This is a genomic window from Massilia cellulosiltytica (assembly GCF_047325105.1).
In the GTDB taxonomy this organism is placed as follows: domain Bacteria; phylum Pseudomonadota; class Gammaproteobacteria; order Burkholderiales; family Burkholderiaceae_D; genus Telluria; species Telluria orientalis.
The window spans coordinates 6,309,638-6,332,928 of the sequence record NZ_CP168562.1; the positions used below are offsets into that span (position 1 = coordinate 6,309,638).

Annotated in this window: 20 protein-coding genes; 3 read left to right on the plus strand and 17 right to left on the minus strand. The window is 66.1% G+C overall.

Annotated elements, in window-relative coordinates; translation table 11 throughout:
• Positions 1-152: 152 nt before the first annotated feature.
• Complete coding sequence (locus ACEN9H_RS27650; protein ID WP_413672826.1) at positions 153-1,673, minus strand: CHAD domain-containing protein; 1,521 nt, start codon at positions 1,671-1,673, stop codon at positions 153-155.
• A 200-nt stretch (positions 1,674-1,873) separates the two neighbouring features.
• Here ACEN9H_RS27650 and ACEN9H_RS27655 point away from each other — a divergent pair, with 200 nt between their 5' ends.
• Entirely contained in the window at positions 1,874-2,623 is a 750-nt protein-coding gene (locus ACEN9H_RS27655; RefSeq protein ID WP_413672827.1) for a DUF6345 domain-containing protein, read from the plus strand.
• A gap of 3 nt (positions 2,624-2,626) precedes the next feature.
• Complete coding sequence (locus ACEN9H_RS27660; protein WP_413672828.1) at positions 2,627-3,571, plus strand: hypothetical protein; 945 nt, start codon at positions 2,627-2,629, stop codon at positions 3,569-3,571.
• Between the two features lie 9 nt (positions 3,572-3,580).
• Here ACEN9H_RS27660 and ACEN9H_RS27665 read toward each other — a convergent pair whose 3' ends face one another.
• From ACEN9H_RS27665 to ACEN9H_RS27685, 5 genes are all read right to left on the minus strand, one after another.
• Positions 3,581-4,519, minus strand: coding sequence for a hydroxymethylglutaryl-CoA lyase (locus ACEN9H_RS27665; protein WP_413672829.1), 939 nt, complete (start codon positions 4,517-4,519; stop codon positions 3,581-3,583).
• Positions 4,516-5,727 (minus strand): CaiB/BaiF CoA transferase family protein, encoded by a 1,212-nt coding sequence (locus ACEN9H_RS27670; protein ID WP_413672830.1) that lies wholly within the window; start codon positions 5,725-5,727, stop codon positions 4,516-4,518. The genes ACEN9H_RS27665 and ACEN9H_RS27670 overlap by 4 nt, the downstream gene beginning before the upstream one ends.
• A gap of 16 nt (positions 5,728-5,743) precedes the next feature.
• Positions 5,744-7,021 carry an MFS transporter gene (locus ACEN9H_RS27675; protein WP_413675643.1) on the minus strand — a complete coding sequence of 426 codons (1,278 nt, stop codon included), beginning with the start codon at positions 7,019-7,021 and terminating at the stop codon, positions 5,744-5,746.
• Between the two features lie 191 nt (positions 7,022-7,212).
• Complete coding sequence (locus ACEN9H_RS27680; RefSeq protein ID WP_413672831.1) at positions 7,213-8,109, minus strand: LysR substrate-binding domain-containing protein; 897 nt, start codon at positions 8,107-8,109, stop codon at positions 7,213-7,215.
• A gap of 20 nt (positions 8,110-8,129) precedes the next feature.
• Positions 8,130-9,101 (minus strand): AraC family transcriptional regulator N-terminal domain-containing protein, encoded by a 972-nt coding sequence (locus tag ACEN9H_RS27685; protein ID WP_413672832.1) that lies wholly within the window; start codon positions 9,099-9,101, stop codon positions 8,130-8,132.
• A 90-nt stretch (positions 9,102-9,191) separates the two neighbouring features.
• Here ACEN9H_RS27685 and ACEN9H_RS27690 point away from each other — a divergent pair, with 90 nt between their 5' ends.
• On the plus strand, positions 9,192-10,025 hold the full coding sequence (locus tag ACEN9H_RS27690; protein WP_413672833.1) for an oxidoreductase: 834 nt from the start codon (positions 9,192-9,194) through the stop codon (positions 10,023-10,025).
• A 77-nt stretch (positions 10,026-10,102) separates the two neighbouring features.
• Here ACEN9H_RS27690 and ACEN9H_RS27695 read toward each other — a convergent pair whose 3' ends face one another.
• From ACEN9H_RS27695 to ACEN9H_RS27745, 11 genes are all read right to left on the minus strand, one after another.
• Entirely contained in the window at positions 10,103-10,876 is a 774-nt protein-coding gene (locus ACEN9H_RS27695; protein ID WP_413672834.1) for an enoyl-CoA hydratase, read from the minus strand.
• 78 nt (positions 10,877-10,954) lie between these two features.
• The gene (locus ACEN9H_RS27700; RefSeq protein WP_056126699.1) at positions 10,955-12,151 is read right to left on the minus strand and encodes an acetyl-CoA C-acyltransferase; all 1,197 of its coding nucleotides are present in this window, start codon (positions 12,149-12,151) and stop codon (positions 10,955-10,957) included.
• A gap of 29 nt (positions 12,152-12,180) precedes the next feature.
• Positions 12,181-14,577, minus strand: coding sequence for a 3-hydroxyacyl-CoA dehydrogenase/enoyl-CoA hydratase family protein (locus ACEN9H_RS27705; protein WP_413672835.1), 2,397 nt, complete (start codon positions 14,575-14,577; stop codon positions 12,181-12,183).
• Positions 14,578-14,739: 162 nt separating this feature from the next.
• Positions 14,740-16,530, minus strand: a complete 1,791-nt coding sequence (locus tag ACEN9H_RS27710) for an acyl-CoA dehydrogenase C-terminal domain-containing protein (protein WP_413672836.1) — start codon at positions 16,528-16,530, stop codon at positions 14,740-14,742.
• Between the two features lie 35 nt (positions 16,531-16,565).
• Positions 16,566-17,195, minus strand: a complete 630-nt coding sequence (locus ACEN9H_RS27715; RefSeq protein ID WP_056126731.1) for a TetR/AcrR family transcriptional regulator — start codon at positions 17,193-17,195, stop codon at positions 16,566-16,568.
• A gap of 142 nt (positions 17,196-17,337) precedes the next feature.
• Positions 17,338-17,721: an RNA-binding S4 domain-containing protein gene (locus tag ACEN9H_RS27720; RefSeq protein WP_056126693.1), complete on the minus strand. Its 384-nt coding sequence runs from the start codon at positions 17,719-17,721 to the stop codon at positions 17,338-17,340.
• Positions 17,722-17,733: 12 nt separating this feature from the next.
• Complete coding sequence (gene clsB / locus ACEN9H_RS27725; protein ID WP_413672837.1) at positions 17,734-18,894, minus strand: cardiolipin synthase ClsB; 1,161 nt, start codon at positions 18,892-18,894, stop codon at positions 17,734-17,736.
• A 2-nt stretch (positions 18,895-18,896) separates the two neighbouring features.
• Positions 18,897-19,724, minus strand: coding sequence for an endonuclease/exonuclease/phosphatase family protein (locus tag ACEN9H_RS27730; RefSeq protein WP_056126690.1), 828 nt, complete (start codon positions 19,722-19,724; stop codon positions 18,897-18,899).
• Positions 19,725-19,831: 107 nt separating this feature from the next.
• Entirely contained in the window at positions 19,832-20,023 is a 192-nt protein-coding gene (locus ACEN9H_RS27735) for a hypothetical protein (protein ID WP_413672838.1), read from the minus strand.
• A 279-nt stretch (positions 20,024-20,302) separates the two neighbouring features.
• Positions 20,303-21,979, minus strand: a complete 1,677-nt coding sequence (locus ACEN9H_RS27740) for an ATP-binding protein (protein WP_413672839.1) — start codon at positions 21,977-21,979, stop codon at positions 20,303-20,305.
• Entirely contained in the window at positions 21,976-23,259 is a 1,284-nt protein-coding gene (locus tag ACEN9H_RS27745) for an HD-GYP domain-containing protein (protein WP_413672840.1), read from the minus strand. The genes ACEN9H_RS27740 and ACEN9H_RS27745 overlap by 4 nt, the downstream gene beginning before the upstream one ends.
• Positions 23,260-23,291 lie beyond the last annotated feature (32 nt).

A 23,291-nucleotide genomic window follows, 5' to 3' on the forward strand; every position in this document is an offset into this window, starting at 1 on the left:
GTTTCCGGCACTGCCGGAAACGACTTCTCGCGAAAGCGGGAACCTATGCTGAAGTTCTGCAGTCGGTACGTCGGAAGCATGCTGGTGCTTCCGACGTACCGACTCCGGTTGCTCGGTAGGGATTCCCGCGTGCGCGGGAACGACACGGCGTCTCAGAAGCCAGCCCTGGCGCGCAGACTCTCCTTGACGTGCCGGCGCGCGCGCGGCATCGCATCCTGCGCGCGCGCGGCCAGCACGCCTTCGATGAAGCCGAGCAGCCCCGCCTCCTGCGGCACGCGGTCGCGCAGTTGCGCAACCAGTTCGCGCGCGACGAACGCATCGTTGATCTCCCCCAGCTCGTCCTGCATTCCGCTCAGGAGATCGTGCCGTTTCGTCGCCTTGCGGTCGTGCGACAACGCGGCGAAGAACTCGCGCGCATAACGCTCCTTCTTGGCCGCGATGCGCACCTTGTGCAGGCACTCCGGCCGTTTCAGGTCGTAGCCGCGGGCGCGCTTGCGCACGCGCGCGGCCGCGTGCTGCACGAGCTGCGGCGCGGCCTTCGCGATCTGTTGTTCGAGCGGGTCGGCCGGCAGCGCAGTATGCTGCCAGCCCTTGCCCGCGATCCAGCCGCCCAGCGCCAGCATGAGGGTCGTGTAGCGCGGGCTGCCGACGGCCGAGCGCACGCGCGCCCGATGACGCTCCGCCTCCTCGCGCGCCGCCGCTTCCACGCGCGCCAGCGACGGCTTCTGTTCCTCGGTCAGCGGCAGGCGGGGCAGCACGGAGTCGAGGAACACATCCCAGTTGCGCGCGTCGCCCAGTTCGCCGGCAAGCCATTCGATGTCGGCCGCCAGCGGTTCCGGCAGCGTCACGAGCCCGTCGACCATGTCCTGGGCCGCGCGCAGGCGGCGCAGGCCCACGCGCATCTGGTGCAGGCTCTCGACGTCGCCCGCCAGCACGCCCCGCTCGTTGGCCTGCATCTGCTGCAGGCAGTTCTGCAGGATGCTGCCCAGCGCCTCGCCCAGCGTGGCCTTGCGCTTGAGCGTCACGGGCGTGGCCTTGACGGCGTGCGCCTTGTCCTCGGTCGCCAGCGCATAGCCGCGCTCGGCCTTGCTGATGTTCTCGATGCGCACGGGTATCGCCTCGTGCACCCGCTGCGCCAGTTCGTACAGGCAGGCCGGATCGCCATCCTTCACTTCGAGCTCCAGCTCGCGCACGGCGGTCTTGCGCTCGCCGTGCTGCAGTTCGCCCACGTCCAGCGCGCACTCGACGTGCGTGCCGTCCGGCAGGGCCAGCATCCATGTCGTGCGCTTCGTGCGGTTGACGAAGACCGGCTCGGGGGCGAGCTGCTGGCCATCCAGGCTGTGGGCGAGATCGGGCAAGGCTTCGCGCAACTGCTTGCCGAACAGGTCCTGGTCGGGCACTTCGGACGCAATCTCGGCTTCCAGCTCGGTTCTCCGGTGCAGGCCGGCCACGGCGCTGCCGCCGCCCTTCAGGGTCTGCACGTGACGCGCGCCGGCGCTGCGCACGCGCAAGGCAAAACCATGCTTCCACAAGTCGAAGCCGCCGGTGTCGAAATAGCGGTCCACGTGTTCCTGGTCGCGCGGCTTCGATACGGCGTGCTCGCGCAGCACGGCGGATTTTTTCAGCTGCGCGGCGCTCGTCGCGCCCACGGCCAGTTTGATTTCACATTCCATCGGATTCTCCTGTCATCCATCCTCTTACTGTAGCGCATCGCCTTCGAGGTCGACACACGAATCGGCGCTCCCGCACCCGGGCTGGATCAACCCTGCACGCAAGCGCGCGTGATGCAGAACAGGCCGGCGTTGGCCCCATGCGGCTACCGTACGGGGGCTGCCCGGGCATTCATGCAGGCTGCATTTCCAAGGAGACAGATATGGCACGATTCGGTGTCGAGGCGATCCGCTATTTCAGCCACGCGCGTGCGGCACACGTGAGCACGGCGGGCGACCTTACCTACACGTTCAATCGAAGTAACGGCCTGGACAATAAACTGCGCAGCGCCGGCCACACGCGCGCGTTCTACTGGGCCAATACGGATGTCTGGGAGACAGACATCCGCGACAGCGACCAAGGCGGCGACGACCGTCACTGGGTCGACGACGTCGACCTGTTCTGGATCGAAACCCACGGCAACCACGACGAGGCCGGCCACGTCGTGCTCCTGTACGACACGCCCGCCACGGAATGGCTCGCCAATTCGGCGCACTGGCAGCTGGGCGAGGACTGGAACAACGAATGGGTGATGGCGTATTCGTGCGACACGGCGGCGCTGCCCACCGTCACGGGCCTGTGGAACATCTTCGCGCGCATGCACATCTATTGCGGCGCCTGGGACCTGATGTGGGACGGCATCACGACGGACGAATGCGGCGAGGACGTGGGCGACAACCTCGTGCACGGCGACACGGTGGCGCACGCGTGGCACGACGGCGTCTCGGACTGGTGGGTCGACAACCACCCGATCACGGTGTGCGTGGGCGACGCCGCCACCTGGAACGGCGGCGCGATCCGCTGGAACCTCAGCGCCATCAACCGCGATCACCTGTGGGGCCACGGCACCGTGACCGCGGACCTTGCGCCTGCCCAGCAGGCCTGCCTGCTGTGGTACTGGACGGAGGGCTGAACCATGAGCGACCACACCCTGCTGCACAAGCTGGCCGGCGCCTGCGCCGACGCGCGCATTCCCGGGCAGGCCGACATTCTCCTGCTGCAGACGCCCACGCAGGAACAATTGCATGCCCGCGCCCGCCGCTTCGTCGCGCTGCTGACCGAACACGGCGACTGCCCGCACGCCGACGACGGCGCCTGGCAACAACGCGACGACCACACGGTGATCCACCTGCCGGACGGCGCGCGTGCCATGGTCTACCACGCCTCCGGCGCCCTGCGCTACGTCTCCGGCCTCGGCCCCACTGACGCGTCGTTCGAACACGATGCCGAACGGGCCGTCCTGCAACGCCTCGTTGAGGAACGCGCACGCAAACTGACCCTGTCCGACTGGGCCGGCCCGAACGGCGAGCTGCGCTTCGAACGCCTGTTCCGCACGCTGGGCCAGGGCGCCGACCCGGGCGGCAAGACATCGCCGACGACGCTGTTCCGCGCCCTTGGCGCCTGGCGGCAATACACGGGCGGCATCCCGGTGCTGGGCGCGGCGTCCGTCGCGCTGCGGCTCACGGGCGATGGCAGGCTCGACGCACTGTCCGTGCGCATGCGCCCCGCCAACGGCGAAGTGCTGGACCGCGCGGCGATCATCGAACCGCAAGCGGGCGCGCGCCAGATCGTGGCGCAACTGGCCACGCTGCTCGGCCAGAAAGAGGTCCCGGGCGACCTGGTGGAATCGGCGACGCTGCAGTTCGGCTACCTCGACCTGGGCAAGCGCAAGTCGCAGCGCGTGCTGGCGCCCGGCTACGTCGCGCAGATCGTCCTGCGCCACAAGACGGGACGCCAGGCCTGTGTGCTGGCCGTGCGCGCGACGGAACGGGCCTATCTCGACCTGCCCGTGTACGGCAGCGGGATCGTGGCCGGGCACGGGCGGACGGAGATCGCGCGTTGCGAGCGGGCGATACGCTGACGGGAGCGCTCAGGCAGCCGGCCGAGGATGCAGGTCCAGCCTGCGGCCGGCCTTGACGATCTGGCTGGGCACGTCGTGGCCGACGAGGTCCTGCAGGCGAACCGCCGCCTGCAGCAGCCTGGCCAGGTCGACGCCGGTGTCGTAGCCCATCAGCTGGAGCGCGTGCACGACTTCCTCCGTGCACACGTTGCCGGTGGCACCGGGCGCATAGGGGCAGCCGCCGATGCCGCCGAGGGACGCGTCGAAGCGGTCGGCGCCGGCATCGATGGCGGCCAGCACGTTCGCGAGGCCCATGCCGCGCGTGTTGTGGAAGTGCAGCGTGAGTTCGATGCCGGGCCAGCGCGCGCGTACGGCTTCCGTCAGCGCGTGCACCTGGGTCGGATAGGCCATGCCGGTGGTGTCGCATAGCGTGATGCCCTGCACGCCCAGTTCGTCGACGAAGCGGGCGCACCAGTCCAGCACGTCCTGCTGCGGCACGTCGCCTTCCATCGGGCAGCCGAAACTGCACGACAGCGACACGTTGACGGCGATGCCGTGGCGCCGCGCCAGTGCCGCGACGTCGGCCAGTCCGGCAAAGGATTGTTCTCGCGTCATGCGCAGGTTGGACAGGTTGTGGCTTTCGCTGGCCGACATGACGAGATTCATCTCGCCCACGCCCGCCGCGACGGCACGCTCGGCCCCGCGCACGTTCGGCACGAGAGCGCTGTAGACGACGCCCGGTGCGCGTGCGATGCCGGCGAACACGTCGGCCGCATCCGCGAGCACCGGCACGGCCTTCGGCGACACGAAGGAGCTGACTTCGAGCTTGGCGAGTCCCGCGCCCGACAGCAGGTCGGCCAGGGCGATCTTGTCGGCCGTCGGCACGAAGCGGCACTCGGCCTGCAGGCCGTCGCGCAGGCCGACTTCCTGGATGTGTATGCGGCGGCCGGCGCCGGCGAAGGCGTTCATGCGACCACCTTGCGCGCGCGCAGCGCCGCGATCTGGTCCTCGCTGAGGCCGATCTCGCGCAGCACGGCGTCCGTATCCTCGCCCAGCCGCGGCGCGGCCGAGCGCACGCTGCCCGGCGTGCCCATCAGCTTCGGCACGATGCCTGGCACTTCCACCTCGTAGCCTTCCCGCGTCTGCTGCGTCAGGATCATGTCGCGGGCCCGGTAGTGCGGGTCTTCCGCGATGTCCTTTGCCGTGTAGACCTTTCCGGCCGGGACTTTCGCCGCGCCCAGCACGTCCAGTACGTCCGCCACGGTACGCTCCGCCGTCCACGCACCGATGGCCGCATCGATCTCGTCCACGCGCGCGACGCGGCCCGCATTGTTCGCGAGGTCAGTCGCGTCGCCCAGGTCGGGCCGGCCGATCGCCTGCATCAGGCGCTTGAAGATGCTGTCGCCATTGCCCGCGACGAGCACATAGCCGTCGACGCAGCGGTAGGCGTTCGACGGGGCGATGCCCGGCAACGCGCTGCCCGCGGCCTCGCGCACGGCGCCGAACGCGCTGTATTCGGGGATCAGGCTTTCCATCACGTTGAACACGGCTTCGTGCAGCGCGACGTCGATCACCTGCCCTTTTCCGCCGTTGACCTTGCGGTGGTACAGCGCGGTCAGCACGCCGATGGTGCCGTGCAGCGCGGCCAGCGTGTCGCCGATCGAGATGCCGCAGCGCACCGGCACGCGGCCCGGCTCGCCGGTCAGGTGGCGCAGGCCGCCCATCGCTTCGCCGATCGCGCCGAAGCCCGGCAGGTCGCGGTAGGGTCCCGTCTGGCCGTAGCCGGAAATGCGCAGCATGACGAGGCCGGGATTCAGTTCGGACAGCACGTCCCACCCCATGCCCCAGCTTTCCAGCGTGCCGGGACGGAAGTTCTCGACGAGCACGTCGGCTTCGGCGATCAGCTTGCGCGCGATGTCCTGCCCTTCCTCGCTTCTCAGGTCGAGGGCGAGCGAGCGCTTGTTGCGCGACTGGACCTGCCACCAGACGGAGGTGCCGTCCTTCATCATGCGCCAGTTGCGCAACGGGTCGCCTGCGCCCGGTGCCTCGATCTTGATCACGTCGGCGCCGAAATCGCCCAGCGTCTTGCCGGCGAACGGGCCGGCGATCAATTGTCCCATCTCGATCACGCGCACGCCCTGCAGGGCGTTGGCGGACATCGTGCCTGAAGCCGTCATGCTCATCTTGTCCTCGTCAGTTTGCAGATTGTTCGCGCTGGCGCAGCCGTTCGGGCAGGCCGAACGCCAGCACACCGGCGCAGACCACGCTCAGCGCCGCGATCACGTACAGGGCGGGCGTCGTGCTGCCGGTGACGTCCTTGATGCGTCCCACCATCACCGGGCTGACGATGCCGCCCAGCTGTCCCAGCGTATTGATCAGCGCGATGCCGCCCGCCGCGCCGGCGCCCGTCACCAGTTTCGGCGGCAGCGCCCAGAACGCGGGGATCGACGCTACCACACCCGCGCCCATCACGGCCAGTGCCGCGACCAGCAGGCCGGGTTGGTGGTCGAACAGACCGGCGCCGCAAAAGCCCAGCGCGCCCAGCAGCACGAGGCCGATCACGAACTTCGTGCGCTCGCCGCTGGCGTCCGACAGCCGGCCCACGACCACCATCGCGATCGCGCCGCACAGGTAGGGCACCGCCGTGAGCAGGCCGATGGTCGTCGGGCTCGTGGTGCCGGCGCTGCGGATCATGTGCGGCGCCCAGAAGTTCAGGCCATAGGAGCTCACCTGGATCAGGAAGTAGACGAGGCCCAGCGTGAAGAAACCTGGCGTCTTGAGGGCGCCCAGCAGCGAGTGGCTGCCAATGCTCCGGTTCTGCTCGGCGATGCGCGCGGCCAGCAGCGCGCGTTCCGCGGGAGCGAGCCAGGACGCATCCTCGACGCGGTCCTTCAGCACGAGGAACACGACGGCGCCCAGCAGCACGCACGGCAGGCCGCCCACGAGGAACAGCCAGTGCCAGCCGGACATGCCCAGCACGCCGTCCAGGTGGGCCAGCACGAGACCGGCGGCCGGCGCGCCGACGAGGCCGGAGAATGCCGACGCGAGGAACAGCATCGACGTGATGCGGCCGCGGTACGCGGTCGGGAACCACAGCGTGAGGAAGTACAGCACGCCGGGCGCGAAGCCGGCCTCCATGGCGCCGATCACGAAGCGCAGCACGTAGAACTGCCATTCGGTCTGCACCAGCGCCATCAGCGCGGTGGCGAGGCCCCACGAGACCATGATGCGTGCGATCCAGCGCCGCGCGCCGACCTTGTACAGCATCATGTTGCTGGGGACTTCGAACAGGACGTAGCCGACCGAGAACAGGCCGGCCCCGAGGCCGTAAGCCGTGTCGGAAAGCGACAGGCTGCTCTGCAGCGCGAACTTGGCGAAGCTGATGTTGATGCGGTCGAAAAAGGCGAACAGGTAGCAGATCATGATGAGGGGCATGATGCGCCATGCCACCTTCGCCACGATCCGCGCCATGTCCGGCACGGCGGCGTCGGCCGCGCCCGCCGGGGCGGAAAGAATCTTGCTCATTGTTGTCTCCGGATGGATAGTCGTCGAATGAAACACGCTCTTGGTGGCGTGATGGTGCGATTCTGGCAGCACTCCCTCGGGCGCGGAATGACCAAGGTGTGAACCCCGCTTTCGCGTTTCGCGAAAGCTCCCCGGTGCTACGCCCCGGCGCCCAGATGGTCGACGAGCAGGCGCGCGTGGTGCGGCAGGGTTTCCAGGTCGCGCACGCCGATCAGGAGCTGGCGCCGCGCCCACGCATCCGTCAGCGGGATCTGGCGCAGGTTCAGCGAGCGCACGAGCGCGCGCACGGCGTCGGCGGGGAGCACCGCGACGCCCAGGCCGGCGGCCACCATCTGGCACATCGCATCGAAGCTGCGCACCTGGATGCGCACGCGCAGGCGCCGGCCCATCGCTTCCGTCTCGGCCTGCAGACGCTGCGCCAGCGAGGTGCCCTGCGACAGGCTGACGACGTCGAAATCCGCCGCCTCCTCGAAGCCCAGGCTGCGCCGGCGCGCGAGCGCGTGGCCGGCCGGCACCACGAGTACGAGGCGGTCTTCGCGATACGGCATCAGGTGCAGGCCGAGGGCCGGGGTGCGGTCGGCGAAGATGCCGATGTCGGCGCGGCCCTCCAGTACGCCCAGCACGATCTCGTTGCTGTTGAGCTCAGCGAGCTCGATCCGGATCGCCGGATTGGCCCTGGCGAAGGCGGCGATGTCGGCCGGCAGGAACTGGGTGATGGCGGAGGTATTGGCCCACAGGCGCGCCACGCCCACGATGCCACTGGCGTGGTCGTGCAATTCGGCGGCGAGGAGGTTCACATCGCCGAGGATGCGCTGCGCGTGCCGGGCGAGCGCCAGGCCGGCCGCGGTGGGCGTGATGCCGCGCGAGTGGCGCTCGAACAGCGCGGCGCCGACGGCGGCCTCCAGGTCGGAAATCCGCTTGCTCGCCGCCCCGACGGCCAGGTTGGCGAGCAGCGCGCCCTTGCTGATGCTGCCGGAGCGCACCACGTGGCTGAACAGGGACAAAGAGACGAGGTCGAGGCGATGCAGGTTCATGAAACCATTGTGCACCAGGTTCAGTGCGACGACACAAATTCGGCGCCGGGAAACGCCGGCGGAATGGCAAAGGTTGCCCGCATCCGCCTGGCCTCCGCTGCCGGGGTCAAGCCGAACAGCCGCCGGAACTCGCGGCTGAACTGCGATGGACTCGTATAGCCCACCGCATGGCACGCCGCTTCCGCGGTCAGGTCCCGGCGCACCATCAGCAGGCGGGCCTGGTGCAGCCGCGTCGACTTCAGGTACTGCATGGGCGACGTCTGCGTGATCGCCTTGAAGTGGCTGTGGAAAGCTGGAATGCTCATGCCCGCTTCCCGCGCCAACTGCGCCAGGTCGAGCGCTTCCGCGTAACCGGCATGGATGCGGCGCAACGCCCGGCCGATCTTCCCGTACTGGCCTTTCAGCGCGAGCGCCTCGCGCATCGAACGTCCCTGCGCACCGGTGAGCACCCGGAAATACAGTTCGCGCAGCAGGCCCGGCCCCAGTACAGCCGCCTCCAGCGGCCGGTTCAACGCTTCCAGGAAACGCAGTACCGAGCCACGCATGTCCGCATCGATGGGGCTCGACAACATGCTCTGCGGCGCCTGGGCAGGTTCGGCCGAGGGATGGCGGTCGATGTGCAGCATCAGGTCCGCGGCGACGGCGAAATCGAGATGCAGGTACAGCGCGAGCAGCGGCTGCGCCGGCGTCGCATCCGTCTCCATGTCGAACGGCACGGGCACGGAGACCGCCAGGTAATGCTGCGCATCGTAAACATACAATTTGTCGCCGAAGTAGCCGCGCTTGCGGCCCTGGCAAACGATCACGATTCCGGGATCGTAGAGCACCGGCGTGCGCGTCAACGCGCGGTCGGAACGCAGGATCCGCACGGTAGGCAGCGCCGTGAGGTTGTAGCCCTCGTTCGGCGCCAATGCGCGCAGCAGCTCGACCATGCGCCGCTGCGCGTGGCCGGACGGATCGTCGCTTTCATCCGCGGCTGTCGGCTTGGACATAGTTTTAGGCAAGAAAAACAGTCGACTTTGGCTTATCTGGTGATGTCACCAAGAATAACATGCGGCTTTCATCAACTCGGGAAAGACGACATGACACCCAATAAACTCCTGCTGATCACCGGCGTCAGCAGCGGCTTCGGCCGCGCTCTTGCGCAACAGGCGCTGGCCGACGGTCACCGCGTGGTGGGCACGGTCAGGAACGCGCAGGCCGCGGAAGCGTTCGCGGCAATGTGCCCGGCGCGCGCCCACGCGCGCATCCTCGACGTGACGCAATTCGATGCGATCGACGGCGTCGTCGCGGACATCGAAGCGAACGTCGGCGCCGTCGATGTCCTCGTCAACAACGCCGGCTACGGGCACGAAGGCATCCTGGAAGAATCGCCGCTGTCCGACATGCGCCGCCAGTTCGACGTCAACGTCTTCGGGCCGGTCGCCATGATGAAAGCCGTGCTGCCGTTCATGCGCGCCCGCCGGCGCGGCCATATCGTCAACATCACGTCGATGGGCGGCTACATCACGATGCCCGGCATCGCCTACTACTGCGGCAGCAAATTCGCGCTGGAAGGCATCTCGGACACGCTTGCCAGGGAAGTCCGACCGTTCGGCATCGCCGTGACCGCGATCGCACCAGGCTCGTTCCGCACCGATTGGGCCGGCCGCTCGATGCAGCGAGCCGCACGCTCGATTGCCGACTACGACGCGCTGTTCGACCCGGTGCGCAAGGCGCGTGAGGCAAAGAGCGGCAAGCAGCCGGGCGATCCGGCCAAGGCGGCCCGCGCGATACTGGCCGTGATCGAGGCAGACGCGCCGCCGACGCACCTGCTGCTCGGCAGCGACGCGCTGCAACTGGTGCGGGGCAAGCTGGCCGACCTGGGGCGCGAGCTGGATGCCTGGGAAGAGGTCTCCGTCTCGACCGACGGTTGATGGCGCGCCCAATGCCAGTCACTCAAGCCACAAACTCGTCGTTCCCTAACTGAATGGCACTGATGGCACGCCCGGATTTAATCGAACTTCGAAAAATCCGGCTTGCGCTTCTCGAAGAACGCCGTGAAGGCTTCCTTGGCCTCGGCACCGGTCAGCATGGCACTGAACCGTTCGTTCTCCGCCGCGATGGTGTCTTTCACCAGCGCTGCACGCGAGCGCTTCATCAAGGCCTTGGTCGTGCGGATCGACGCCGCCGGCAGTTTCACGAGTTTGGCGGCCTGCCCTTGCGCGAACGCGAGCAGCTCTGCGGCCGGCAGCACGCGCGCCACGATGCCCATCTCGAACGCTTCCTGCGCGCCGAAGGCTTCGCCCAGCATCAGCTTTTCGGCAGCGCGGGTGTAGCCGGCCGATTGCGCGACGAGCAGCGACGACGCGAATTCCGGGCACAGGCCCAATTGGGAAAACGGCATCGAGAACCTGGCGTTGTCGGCGCAGTAGACGAGGTCGCAGTGCATCAGCAGCGTGGTGCCGATGCCGACGGCCGTGCCGGCGACGGCCGCGACCACCGGCTTGCTGCAGCCTTCCAGCGCGCGCATGAACTGGAACACGGGACGGGATTCCGTCATCGCGCCTTCGCCCACGTTGTGCAGGAAGTCTTCCAGGTCGTTACCGGCCGTGAAGATCTCGGGTTTGCCCGTGATGAGGATGGCGCGGATGGCGGGGTCGGTGTCGGCCGCGCGCAGCGCGTCGGCCATGGTCGTGTACATGGCGCCCGTGATGGCGTTCTTGCGTTCCGGGCGGTTGAATTCGAGGGTGAGGATGCCGTCGGCGGTGGTGGTCAGGATGTCCATTCGGTGTCTCGCTTGTTCGTATAAAAAAAGGGTGGGAACGGTTGTGCCGCACCCACCCTTCCGTTCACGTCGTGTGGATTACACGCGTTCGATGATGCCCGCCGCGCCCATGCCGGCGCCGACGCACATGGTGACCATGCCGTACTTCAGGTTGTTGCGGCGCAGGGCGTGGACGACGGTCGCGGCGCGGATCGCACCGGTCGCGCCCAGCGGGTGGCCCAGGGCGATCGCGCCGCCCATCGGATTCACCTTGCTGGTGTCCAGGTTCAGGTCGCGGATGACGGCCAGTGCCTGTGCCGCGAAGGCTTCGTTCAGTTCGATCCAGTCCAGCTGGTCCTGCGTGATGCCGGCGGCGGCCAGCGCTGCGGGAATCGCGACCTTCGGACCGATGCCCATGATCTCCGGCGGCACGCCGCGCACGGCGAACGACGAGAACTTGGCCAGCGGGGTCAGGTTGTGTTCGCGCAGGATCTTCTCGCTGACGACGATCAGCGCGCCGGCGCCGTCCGACATCTGCGACGACGTCGCGGCCGTCACGCTGCCCTTGGCGGCAAAGACCGGCTTGAGCTTCGCCATGCCTTCCATGCTGGCGTCGGCGCGCGGGCCTTCGTCCAGGTCGACGGTGCGGCGCTTCACCTTGATCTCGCCCGTCGCCAGGTCCGGCGTGCGGGTGACGATTTCCACCGGGGTGATCTCGTCCTTGAACAGGCCGGCCTGCTGGGCGGCGATCGCCTTGCGGTGCGATTCCAGGCCAAAGGCGTCCTGGTCTTCGCGGCTCACCTTCCACTGGGCGGCGACCTTCTCGGCCGTCAGGCCCATGCCGTAGGCGAGACCCACGTTCTCGTCCTTGAACGTCTCCATGTTGATCGACGGGTGGTGGCCCATCATCGGTACCATCGACATCGATTCGACGCCGCCGGCGATCATCACGTCGGCCTCGCCGACGCGGATGCGGTCCGCGGCCATGGCCAGCGCCGTGATGCCCGAGGCGCAGTAGCGGTTGACGGTCACGCCGCCGACGGTGTTCGGCAGGCCGGCCAGCACGACGGCGTTACGGGCCACGTTGAAGCCCTGCTCCGCTTCCGGGAACGAGCAGCCGACGATGGCGTCGACGATCAGCGCCGGGTCCAGGTTCGGCACGGCGGCCATCGCGCCGCGGATGGCGGCCACCAGCAGGTCGTCCGGACGGGTCTTGTTGAAGAAGCCGCGCGGCGCCTTGCCGATCGGGGTGCGGGTCGCTGCGACGATGTATGCGTCTTGAAGTTGTTTGCTCATGTCAGTAGTCCTTAGTGTCCGCGCCGCGATCAGTTACGCACCGGTTTGCCGTTTTGCATCATGCCCATGATGCGTTCCTGGGTCTTCGGATTGTTCAGTAGCGAAACGAATGCCTTGCGTTCCATGTCGAGCAGCCACTGCTCGGACACGACGCTGCCCTGGTCGATGTCGCCACCGGAGACGATCTCCGCGATCGTGTCGCCCAGCTGGTAGTCGTACGCGGAGATGAAGCCGCCGTCGCGCATGTTGACCAGCTGGCCGCGGATCGTGCCCCAGCCGTAGCGGCCGGTGACGGTCACTGGGCGGCGCAGCGGTGCGCGGTAGCCGGCGTCGAACATCGAGCGCGCGGTGACTTTCGCCACGTGCAGCAGTTCGTACGGGTTGAAGACAATGATGTCGTCGTCCTTCAGGTAGCCCATCGCCTTCGCTTCCAGGGCCGATTTCGACACCTGCGCGGTGGCCGCGTTGGTGAAGCCGGTCTTCAGGAATTGCAGGATGTCGTTACCCTTGGCTTCATTGGCCGCGCGCACTGCCGCTTCCTTCAGGCCGCCGCCGGCCGGCACCAGGCCGACGCCCACTTCCACGAGGCCGATGTACGACTCGATCGAGGCGACGCGCTTCGATGCGTGCAGCGCCATCTCGCAGCCGCCGCCCAGGGCGAGACCCGCCACCGCGGCCACGACTGGGATGTTCGAGTATTTCATCGCCATGAACGTGTCCTGCAGTTCCTTGACGATCGGGTCCATCGCTTTCGCGCCGCCCGCCATGAAGGCCGGCAGGGCCGATTGCAGGTCGGCGCCGGCCGAGAACGCGCCGCCGTCGGCCGCATCGGTATTCCAGATCACGATGCCCTTGAAACCCTTCTCGGCTTCGGCCAGCGCGCGCTGGATGCCCTTGATGACGCCGTCGCCGATCACGTGCATCTTCGTCTTCAGCGAAATGACCAGGACCTCGTCGCCCGAGTGCCACAGGCGCACGGCATCGTCTTCGAACACGGTGGTGCCGGCGGTCTTCGGATCGTCGCCGCCCGCGCCCACGACCGGTGCGCGGAACTGCTGGCGTTCATAGACCGGCAGGTCGGAACGCGGCACATAGGCGTTCTTCGTGACGGAGTACGAACCTTCCGGCGTGTGCACGCCCTTCTCCGCGACCGGTGCGCTGAACACCCAGCTTGGGAGCGGTGCATCGGTCAGGGCCTTGCCCGCTTCGATGTCTTCCTTGACCCACTGGGCGATGGTGTTCCAGCCGGCGGCCTGCCACGTTTCGAACGGGCCGACGCTCCAGCCGAAGCCCCAGCGCATCGCGAAGTCGACGTCGCGCGCGTTGTCGGCGATCGAGTCCAGGTGGAACGCGATGTAGTGGAAGGCGTCGCGGAAGATCGCCCACAGGAACTGCGCCTGCGGGTTGGTCGACTCGCGCATCGCCTTGAATTTCTTGACCGGATCCTTTTCTTTCAGGATGCGTGCGACGATGTCCGCCGCCTTGGCGCCGCCCGGCACGTATTCGCCGGTGGCGGTGTCCAGGCGCAGGATGTCCTTGCCGACCTTTTTATAGAAGCCGGCGCCGGTCTTCTGGCCCAGCGCGCCCTTCTCGATCAGCTTGGCCAGCACGTCCGGCGTCTTGTACACGCCGAAAAACGGGTCGTCCTGCAGGTTGTCCTGCATCGTCTTGATGACGTGGCCCATCGTGTCCAGGCCGACGACGTCCGCCGTGCGGAACGTGCCCGACTTGGCGCGGCCCAGCTTGGCGCCGGTCAGGTCGTCGACGACGTCCACGGACAGGCCGAATTTCTCGGCTTCGTGGATCGTGGCCAGCATGCCGAAGATGCCGACGCGGTTGGCGATGAAGTTCGGCGTGTCTTTCGCACGCACGACACCTTTACCCAGCACGGACGTCAGGAAGGTCTCGAGCTGGTCGAGGATTGCCGGCTTCGTGGCGGCGGTCGGGATCAGTTCGACCAGGTGCATGTAGCGCGGCGGGTTGAAGAAGTGCACGCCGCAGAAGCGCGATTTCAGCTCGGCGTCGAAGCCTTCGGCCAGCTTCTCGATCGACAGGCCCGACGTGTTCGACGCGAAGATCGCGTTCGCGCCGATGTGCGGCGCGACCTTCTTGTACAGGTCGTGCTTCCAGTCCATGCGCTCGGCGATGGCTTCGATGATCAGGTCGCAGCCGGCCAGCACGTCGAGGTTGTCCTCGTAGTTGGCGACTTCGATCAGCGCCGCGTCTTCCTTGTTGCCCAGCGGGGCCGGCGACAGTTTTTTCAGGTTTTCGATGGCCTTCAGAACGATGCCGTTCTTGTTACCCTCTTTCGCGGGCAGGTCGAACAGCACGACCGGGACCTTGGCGTTGACGCAGTGCGCAGCGATCTGCGCGCCCATCACGCCGGCGCCCAGCACGGCGACTTTCTTGACGATGAAATTAGTCATCTCTCGTAATCCTTAGTTAGGTCGTCGTCCCCGCGAAAGCGGGGATCCATACTGAAGCACCGAAGTCGGACGCGGAGCCTTGCTGCTCAATGATTCGAGTTCCGATGCTCAGCATGGGTTCCCGCTTTCGCGGGAACGACGGGTAGATTTGATGGTGCGTGTTTAAAACAGGTCGGCGTCCAGCGCCATCAGGTTCGACGAACCCGAACGTGCCTGGCGGATCAGCATCGCGGTTTCCGGGTACAGGCGGGCGAAGTAGAAGCGTGCGGTCGCCAGTTTCGATTCGTAGAACTTGTCGCCCGAATCCTTCTTGGCCAGTGCGATCTTCGCCATCTGCGCGAAGAAGTACGAGAACACCATGTGACCCACGACGCGCAGGTAAGGCACGGCGGCGGCGCCCACTTCGTCCTGGTTCTGGAAGGCCTTCATGCCGATTTCCATCGTCAGCTTGCCGACCTTCTCGCCCAGTTCGCCCAGCGGGCTCACGAATTCGGACATCTGCTCATCCAGGCCGTTGTCTTCGACGAACGCCTTGATCTTCTCGCCGAACGCGCGCAGCTTGGCGCCGTTGTCCATCAGGATCTTACGGCCGAGCAGGTCCAGCGACTGGATCGTGTTGGTGCCTTCGTAGATCATGTTGATGCGGGCGTCGCGCACGTACTGCTCCATGCCCCACTCGGCGATGTAGCCGTGGCCGCCGTACACCTGCATCGCTTCCGACGTGGCGATCCAGCCGTTGTCGGTGATGAAGGCCTTCACGACCGGAGTCAGCAGCGCGACTTCGCCGGCGGCTTCCTTGCGGACTTCTTCGTCCGGGTGGTTCAGTTCGCGGTCGATCTGCAGCGCGACGTACGAGGTCAGCGCGCGCGCGCCTTCGGCATACGCCTTGGCGGTCAGCAGCATGCGGCGCACGTCCGGGTGGACAATGATCGGGTCGGCCGGCTTGTCCGGTGACTTCGGGCCCGACAGGCTGCGCATCTGGATGCGGTCTTTCGCATAGACCAGCGCGTTCTGGTACGCGACTTCGGTCAGGCCCAGCGACTGCATGCCGACGCCCAGGCGGGCGGCGTTCATGAATACGAACATCGCGTTCAGGCCCTTGTGCGGCTGGCCGATCAAGGTGCCGATCGCGCCGTCCAGGTTCATCTGGCAGGTCGAGTTGCCGTGGATGCCCATCTTTTCTTCGATGGCGCCGCAGGTGATGCCGTTGCGGGCGCCGACCGAACCGTCGGCGTTCGGCAGGAACTTCGGCACGAGGAACAGCGAGATGCCTTTCGAGCCTTCCGGTGCGTCCGGCAGGCGGGCCAGCACCAGGTGGACGATGTTTTCCGACATGTCGTGCTCGCCGGCCGAGATGAAGATCTTCGAACCGGTGATGCTGTAGGTGCCGTCGGCCTGCGGTTCGGCCTTCGTGCGCAGCAGGCCCAGGTCGGTGCCGCAGTGCGCTTCGGTCAGGCACATCGTGCCGGTCCATTCGCCCGAGACGAGCTTCGGCAGGTAGAACTTCTTCTGGTCGTCGGTGCCGTGTTCCTTCAGGCACTCGTACGCGCCGTGCGACAGGCCCGGGTACATGGTCCATGCCTGGTTCGAGGAGTTCAGCATCTCGTAGAACGAGTTGTTCAGCGAGACCGGCAGGCCCTGGCCGCCGTATTCCGGATCGCAGGCCAGCGCAGCCCAGCCGCCTTCCACGTACTGTTTATAGGCTTCCTTGAAACCCTTCGGCGTGGTGACGGTCTTGGTGGCGGCGTCGTAGTGGCAGCCTTCGCGGTCGCCGCTGTGGTTCAGCGGGAACAGCACTTCCTGCGTGAATTTCGCGCCTTCCTCCAGCACCTGGTTGATGATGTCGGCGTCGATCTCCTGGTACGCCGGCAGGTTCTTGAATTCTTCGGTGACGTTGAGGAACTCGTGCAGAACGAACTGCATATCACGAAGTGGCGCGACGTACTGACCCATGGTTGTTCTCCTGACAGGTGAATATTTTGTGTGAATTACTGGGCGCTGGCGGTATCCGCCTGGCTGTTTTGCTTGTTGGGATTGCGGTAATCTTCGACCAGGCGCGCGAAGCCGCGGTGCGCGCGGTCGACCGTGCCCGGGATGCGCAGGAAGCGCGCATCGTGGTGCACCGCCAGCACGAGGCCATACATCTCGTACACGAGTTGTTCGGGGTCGGTGCCCGGCTTCAGGTCGCCGCAGTCGATCGCCTGTTGCGCGCAGCGCAGCAGGGCGCCCTGCCACGTGCGGACCATGGCGACGAGTTCTTCGCGGATCGGCCCCGGGCGGTCGTCGTATTCGACGGCACCACTGATATAGATGCAGCCGGACGCGATCTCGACCGAGACGCGCTTGAGCCAGCGATTGAACATCGCCTCCAGGCGCGGCAGGCCGCGGGATTCTTTCAGGCTGGGGAAGAAGACTTCCTGCTCGAAGCGGCGGTGGTACAGCTTGAGCACGTCGATCTGCAGGTCTTCGCGCGACCCGAAGTGCGCGAACACGCCCGATTTGCTCATATTCATGCGGTCGGCCAGCAGGCCGATCGTCAGGCCTTCCAGACCGTCGCGGCTGGCGAGCTCGAGCGCAACATCGAGGATGGCGGCCCGCGTCATCTCGCCCTTGCGCATGCTCATCGATTTAGCTGTCGTATTAATAATTGCCTCGCGTAAGAGTGGATTTGATCTACCGAAAAAATCCGAACGCTCGTACTATTATCTACCAGCCGTGAAATGTCAAACGGGAACTTAGAGGCGACGTTCTAGTGTGTCGTCAGCCGCCCGCACGGGTGATGGCGCGGCGGTCGCGCTTGGTCGGGCGGCCCTTGATCGTGCTGCCCGGTTCGGGGAACAAACGGCGTGCTTCCTGATCGTTTTCCCTACGGACGATACTCTCTTCCGTCTCGCGGTACAACGCCTGGGCGACGGGTGCCGGCCCCCGTTTGTCGGACAGGCCCAGCACGACCACCTCCCAGCGGTTCGAACCGTTGTCGATGAAAATCTTATCATCGACTTTCACGGAGCGGGCGGGTTTGACGGGCTCGCCGCCGATCCGCACGCGGCCCCGGTCGACCGCATCCGCCGCCAGCGAGCGCGTCTTAAAAAAACGCGCGGCCCACAGCCATTTGTCGATCCTTACGTTGTCACTCTCTGTCATAGCGTCTTTCCATCATGCGTAGCCGATCGCGACGACCCGCATGGTCAATTTATAGAGAAGATAGGCCATTTCGTGGCCGCAGCGGCGCACCCAACCGAGTTGCCGCAGATCATCCAGGCACACCTGCACGCCATCGGCCACGCCCCGCTCGATCTGGCGGGCCAGCGTGCCGGCAAATTGCGCATCGCGCACGACGACGTTCGCTTCCTGGTTGACGAACAGCGACAGCCCGTCGCAGTTGCTGGAGCCGACCGTGGCCCAGTTGTCGTCCACGACGCAGACCTTCGCGTGCAGCTGCGTCTTGCGGTACTCGACGATGCGCACGCCGGCCGCCAGCAGCTGCGGGTAGAACGACGACGCGACGGCATCCTGCATGCGGAACTCGCCGACGCCGATCATCAAACATACATCGACGCCGCGCCGCGCGGCCTGGCACAGCGCCTCGCGGAACTTGCGGCCCGGCGCGAAATACGGCGTGGCCATCAGCACGCGCTTGCGCGCACGGCCGATCGCCTGCAGGTAGGCACGCTGGATCGTGCGGCGGTTGCGCAGGTTGTCGCGCACGACGAACGCCGCGCGCATGGGGTGGTCGCCCAGCGCGGCCGGCTGCTTGCGCATTTCCCGGAACAAATTAATCCGACGGACGAGCGGTAGATGCCCGGCCCGCGTCCACTGGGCCTGGGCTTCGCGGTGGATTTCCGCGACGAGCGGCCCCTGCACGCGCACGGCGAAATCCCAGCGGGGTGCCGGCAGCGGCGCGTGCGGCTCGTAATCGTGCAGGTTGTCGTCGTTCGTGTTGATGCCGCCGACGAACGCGACTTCGCGGTCCATGACGGCGATCTTGCGGTGGCTGCGCGCGGCACCGCGCTTGAACCACGGATTGAACATCCGATAATGCACGCAGACCGCGCAGAATTCCTCTTTCAGCCGCAAGGCGACGCGGTTGCCGGTGCCGAACCAGTCGGCCAGCACGCGCACCTTGACGCCGCGCTGCGCGGCACGGATCAGCGCGTCGGTGACGGCGCGCGCCGTGTCGTCCTCGGCATAGATATACGTCTCGTACAGGATCTCGTGGCGGGCCGCGTCGATGGCGGCCAGCAGCGCCGGGAAATAAGTGCTGCCGCTTTCGAGGAGGGTAACGTCGTTGTTGGCTACATACGTAACGGTGCGCATCGCTATGCCAGCTGCAGGTTGGCCACGATCGGTGCGTGGTCCGACAGGCGCGCCCACTGCGGGCCGTGCAGCACTTCGGCATGCTCGACCTGGAAGCCGCGCACATAGATCCGGTCGAGCCGGAACCAGGGCAGCGCGGCAGGAAACGTCCGCGCCGGCACCAGGCGTTTTTCGCGCCCGGCCGCATTCCGCACCATATCACCGATCCGCGCGCCGAACCGCGCCGGCCGCTCCAGTTCATCGAATACCTCAACGACGCCCAGTTTCAACCGCAGGCAATCGCTCAGGGTATTGCGCCAGTCGTTGAAGTCGCCGGCGATGATAACGGGCTCGTCCGGACGTGCGGAGTCCTGCACGCACTGGACCAGCGCCTCGGTCTGGCGCCGGCGGCTGACTTCGAACAGGCCCAGGTGCACGACGTAGCAGTGGACATTGCCGGACGGGGTCTCCAGCACGCAATGCAGGATGCCGCGCTGTTCGTAGGCGTGGTCGGAAACGTCGTGGTTGTTCTGGTTCGAGATCGGAAAACCGGACAGCAGCGCGTTGCCGTGGTGGCCATGGTCGTACACGGCATTCATACCATAGGCGGCATGCAGGTTTTCACCCGCAAAGAACTCGTGCTGGGCCTTTTCGGGCCAGTGATGATGGGGGGTGCGCACCTTTTCGCCGTAGCGGGCCTGGTAGCGGTCGTGCCGGCCCTGCACCTCCTGCAGGAACACGACGTCCGCATCGAAGGCACCGATGGCTTTTTTCAGCGCCAACACGCGCGGCGTACTACGGAAGGAAGAGACGCCCTTGTGGATGTTGTAGGTCGCAACACGGATTTTCATGGGAACATTGTAACCCCATCAGTCCGTGCCTTTCCGGGGCGGGGAGCGCAATCGTGCGCCGGTGGGCGCCTTTCCCGGCTTCTGGCCGGGAAAGGCGTTGGGACTGCTCAGGGGGCGACGGCGCGCATGTAATCGCCGGTCGGCAGAGGACGCGCTTCCGGTGGGATGACGGGGTCGCGGTAGACCGGATTGGTGCGCAACGGACCCATCAGGCGGAGACCGCTCAATAGCTCGATGCACAGGTAATCGTTATCGACGCCAACGTCCTTGACCTTCTGCTCGTGTCTGCGTTCGCTCATGATTCCTCCCTTTGTTGGACATTGCTAAATTGAAAAGTCGCCAGAAACGACTTGTGGAACTTAATGAAATCATTTCTAGCTGTCAAACAAGCGATTGTATTGTGTGCATCAAATTTGAGTAAATTTAATTCCGTTTGTACAATGGAGAAAAACTGCCCGATGTAACAATCGAGCAGAATTGGCCATGCCAAAACTCTCAAAATTACGCGGATTGATGAGTTCGCAGGACGGTTTCCTGAATTTTGACTCGGCCGGCCCCAGGAAGTTCCAGGTTGGCGATTAGATGACGACGCCCGCCTCGGGCACCGGCTGGAAGCGCGGCAGGACGACGCGGAACAGGGTCCCCTTGCCCACTTCGCTCTGCACCTCGAAGCGGCCGCCGTGCTTCTGCACGATCCCGTACGACAGCGACAGGCCGAGACCCGTGCCTTTGCCCACCGGCTTGGTCGTGAAGAAGGGCTCGAAGATGCGGCCCAGCCGGTCCTCGGGGATGCCGGTGCCGGTATCCTCCACCTCGATCCACACGTGCTTCTCGTCGTGGGCCGTGCGCAGCGTGATGCGGCCGTGCTTCTCGATCGCGTGCGCCGCATTGACCAGGAGGTTCATGAAGACCTGGTTCAGCTGCGACGGATAGCATTCGATCTGCGGGATGCTCCCATACTCCTTGGTCACCTCGGCCTTGTATTTGATCTCGTTCCAGACCACGTTCAGGGTGCTGTTCAGGCCCGCCTCGATGTCGGCGTACTGCAGGTCGCCGCCGTCCACGTGCGAGAAATCCTTCATGTCCTGCACGATGCGCCGCACGCGGTCGATGCCGTCGAGCGATTCGCGCAGCAGCGGCTCCAGGTCCTCGCGCAGGTACTCGGCGTCGACTTCGTCTTTTACCCGCGCGATGCCGGCCCGGTCTTCGGGGCTGAACGCGCCTTCCAGCGCCGCGTAGCTGTCGAGCAGCCGCAGCATGCCCTGGGCGTACCGCTGCAGGCTGCCCAGGTTCGAATTGACGAAGCCGATCGGGTTGTTGATCTCGTGCGCGACGCCGGCCGCCAGCACGCCGATCGACGCCATCTTCTCCGACTGCAGCAGCTGGCTCTGGGCCTCACCCAGCTTCTTGATCAGCTCCGCCTGGCGCGCCTTTTCCTTTTCCAGCGTGGCATTCGCCTCCTGCAGGGCGCGCGTGCGTTCGCGCACCTTCGATTCGAGCTGGTCGCGCGACTCGCGCAGCGCTTCCTCGGCCCGGTGGCGCTCGGTGACGTCGGTGTAGCCGAACACCCGCCCGATGATGCGCTCGCCCAGGAACTGCGGACGCGAGCGGCATTCGAAGAAACGGCCGTTCTTCAGGCGGAACAGGTCCTGCGTCTCGGTCGTATCGGCCACCTGGCGCAGCTGGCTGCGGACCAGGTCGCCCTGCTCCACCTGGCCCGCGATGTATTCGACGATGCCGTCGTCGTCGCCGGCCTGCAGCAGCGCGGCCGGGATCTCCCACATCGCCGAGAACAGGCGGTTCATGCTCGTGATCTTGCCGTGCCAGTCGACCACGAGGATGCCGTCCGCGGTGGACTCCAGCGTCGTGCGCAACTGGGCCAGGGTCTGCTCGAGCAGGGCCTCGACCTGGCGCTCGTGGCGGCAGTCCTGCGCGCGCACGAGCAGCAGCGGGCGGTCGCCGTCGTGGAGTACGTCCACCGACTTCATCACCGTCAGCAGCGACGTGTCGGCGCACAGGTACTCGCCCTCCTGCGCCTCGAAGCCGAGATACTGGCCGGCGCGCACCTCTTCCCAGTAGAACACGTCCTGCAGCGAGCTTTCGATGTCCGTGATGAGCATGTCGCGCAGCTGCGCGGCCGCGTAGCCGAGCGTCTGTTCGACCTTGCGATTGGCGACGAGGATGCGCAGGTCGGCCGGGTCGACCAGCATCACCATGTGCGGGCTGTGGTCGACCATCAGCTGGTGCAGGTTCATGGCTGGCTCCTCCGCGCCGGGTCACCCGCGTCGAAGTAATAGCTGACGCGTTTGCGCGGGCTGAGGTAGTTGTAGATGTCCTTGGGCACCTGGGACGGGCGGATCGACTTCACGATGTTCAGGTCCGGCTGCGTCTCGAGGTTGACGACGATCGCTTCCTCGCGCGGCACGCTGGCCTCGTAGATCATCACCTGCGGCCTGGTCGGCTTGGCGGTGTTGACGTTGACGCACATGCCGACGACGCCGTTGGCCAGCTGGACGATCGTGCCCGGCGGGTACACGCCGAGGCAGCGGATGAACACCTGCAGCAGCTTCGGGTCGAAGCGGCTGCGCATCTTGGCGAACATCAGCGACAACGCCTCGTGCGGCGTGAGCGAATCGGCCGGGTTGCGCGGGTTGCACAATTCGTCGTAATGGTTCGCGATCGCGACGATGCGGGCGAGGATGCTGATCGCCTCCCCTTGCAGGTGGTGCGGATAGCCGCTGCCGTCGAACATCTCGTGGTGGTCGCGGATGATGGCCAGCGCGGGTGCCGCGAGGCCCAGCTTCCTGCCGATCTCGTAGCCACCCTCGCAATGCGTTTCGACCAGCGCCTGCTCGGCGTGGTTGTAGGCATCGAGCTTGTTCAGCACCTTGTCCGGGATGTTCTTCGTCCCGACGTCGTGGAACAGCGCGCCCATGCCGAGCAGGCTGGCCACCTCGTGCGGCAGCTTGATGTCGCGCGCGATCATCATCGACAGCATCGTGACGTTGAGCGAGTGGACATAGATTTCCTCGCCGCCCAGCTTGTCGCCCATCAGGTTGATCGCCAGCTCGGGCGCGGACAGGATCGACTCCGTGATCTGGCCGATCAATTTGCCAGCCACGCGGACCGTTTCGGCCGGCTGGGAAAACAGGTTGCGGTCGATGTCGCGGATCGCGCGCGCCGTGTTCACGAACGCCTGCTCGATGCGGGCCGCGTTCTCGCGCTGCTCGCGGATGCGTTCCATCATCTCCCGTTTCGCCGCCATGACCGGCGACTCGGCACGCGCCTCCGGCGACACCGGCGCCGCCGGCACAGGCTGCGCCGCTGCCGGCGCGGCCGTGGGCATGGGCCCGTCGCTGAGCGCGGGATCGACGCGGACCGTGGCCAGGCCCAGGCCGCGCAGGATGCGCAGCTGGTCCTCGGTCTTGACCTTGAAATGGCTGAACGCGAACGGGTGCTGGAACCATTTCAGGTCCAGGTAGACATACAGGCCGATCTGGACCTGGTCGATTGGGATAGTGACTGTATCGGCCATGAAAACGCCTCCTTCCAGACCGAAAGTATCAA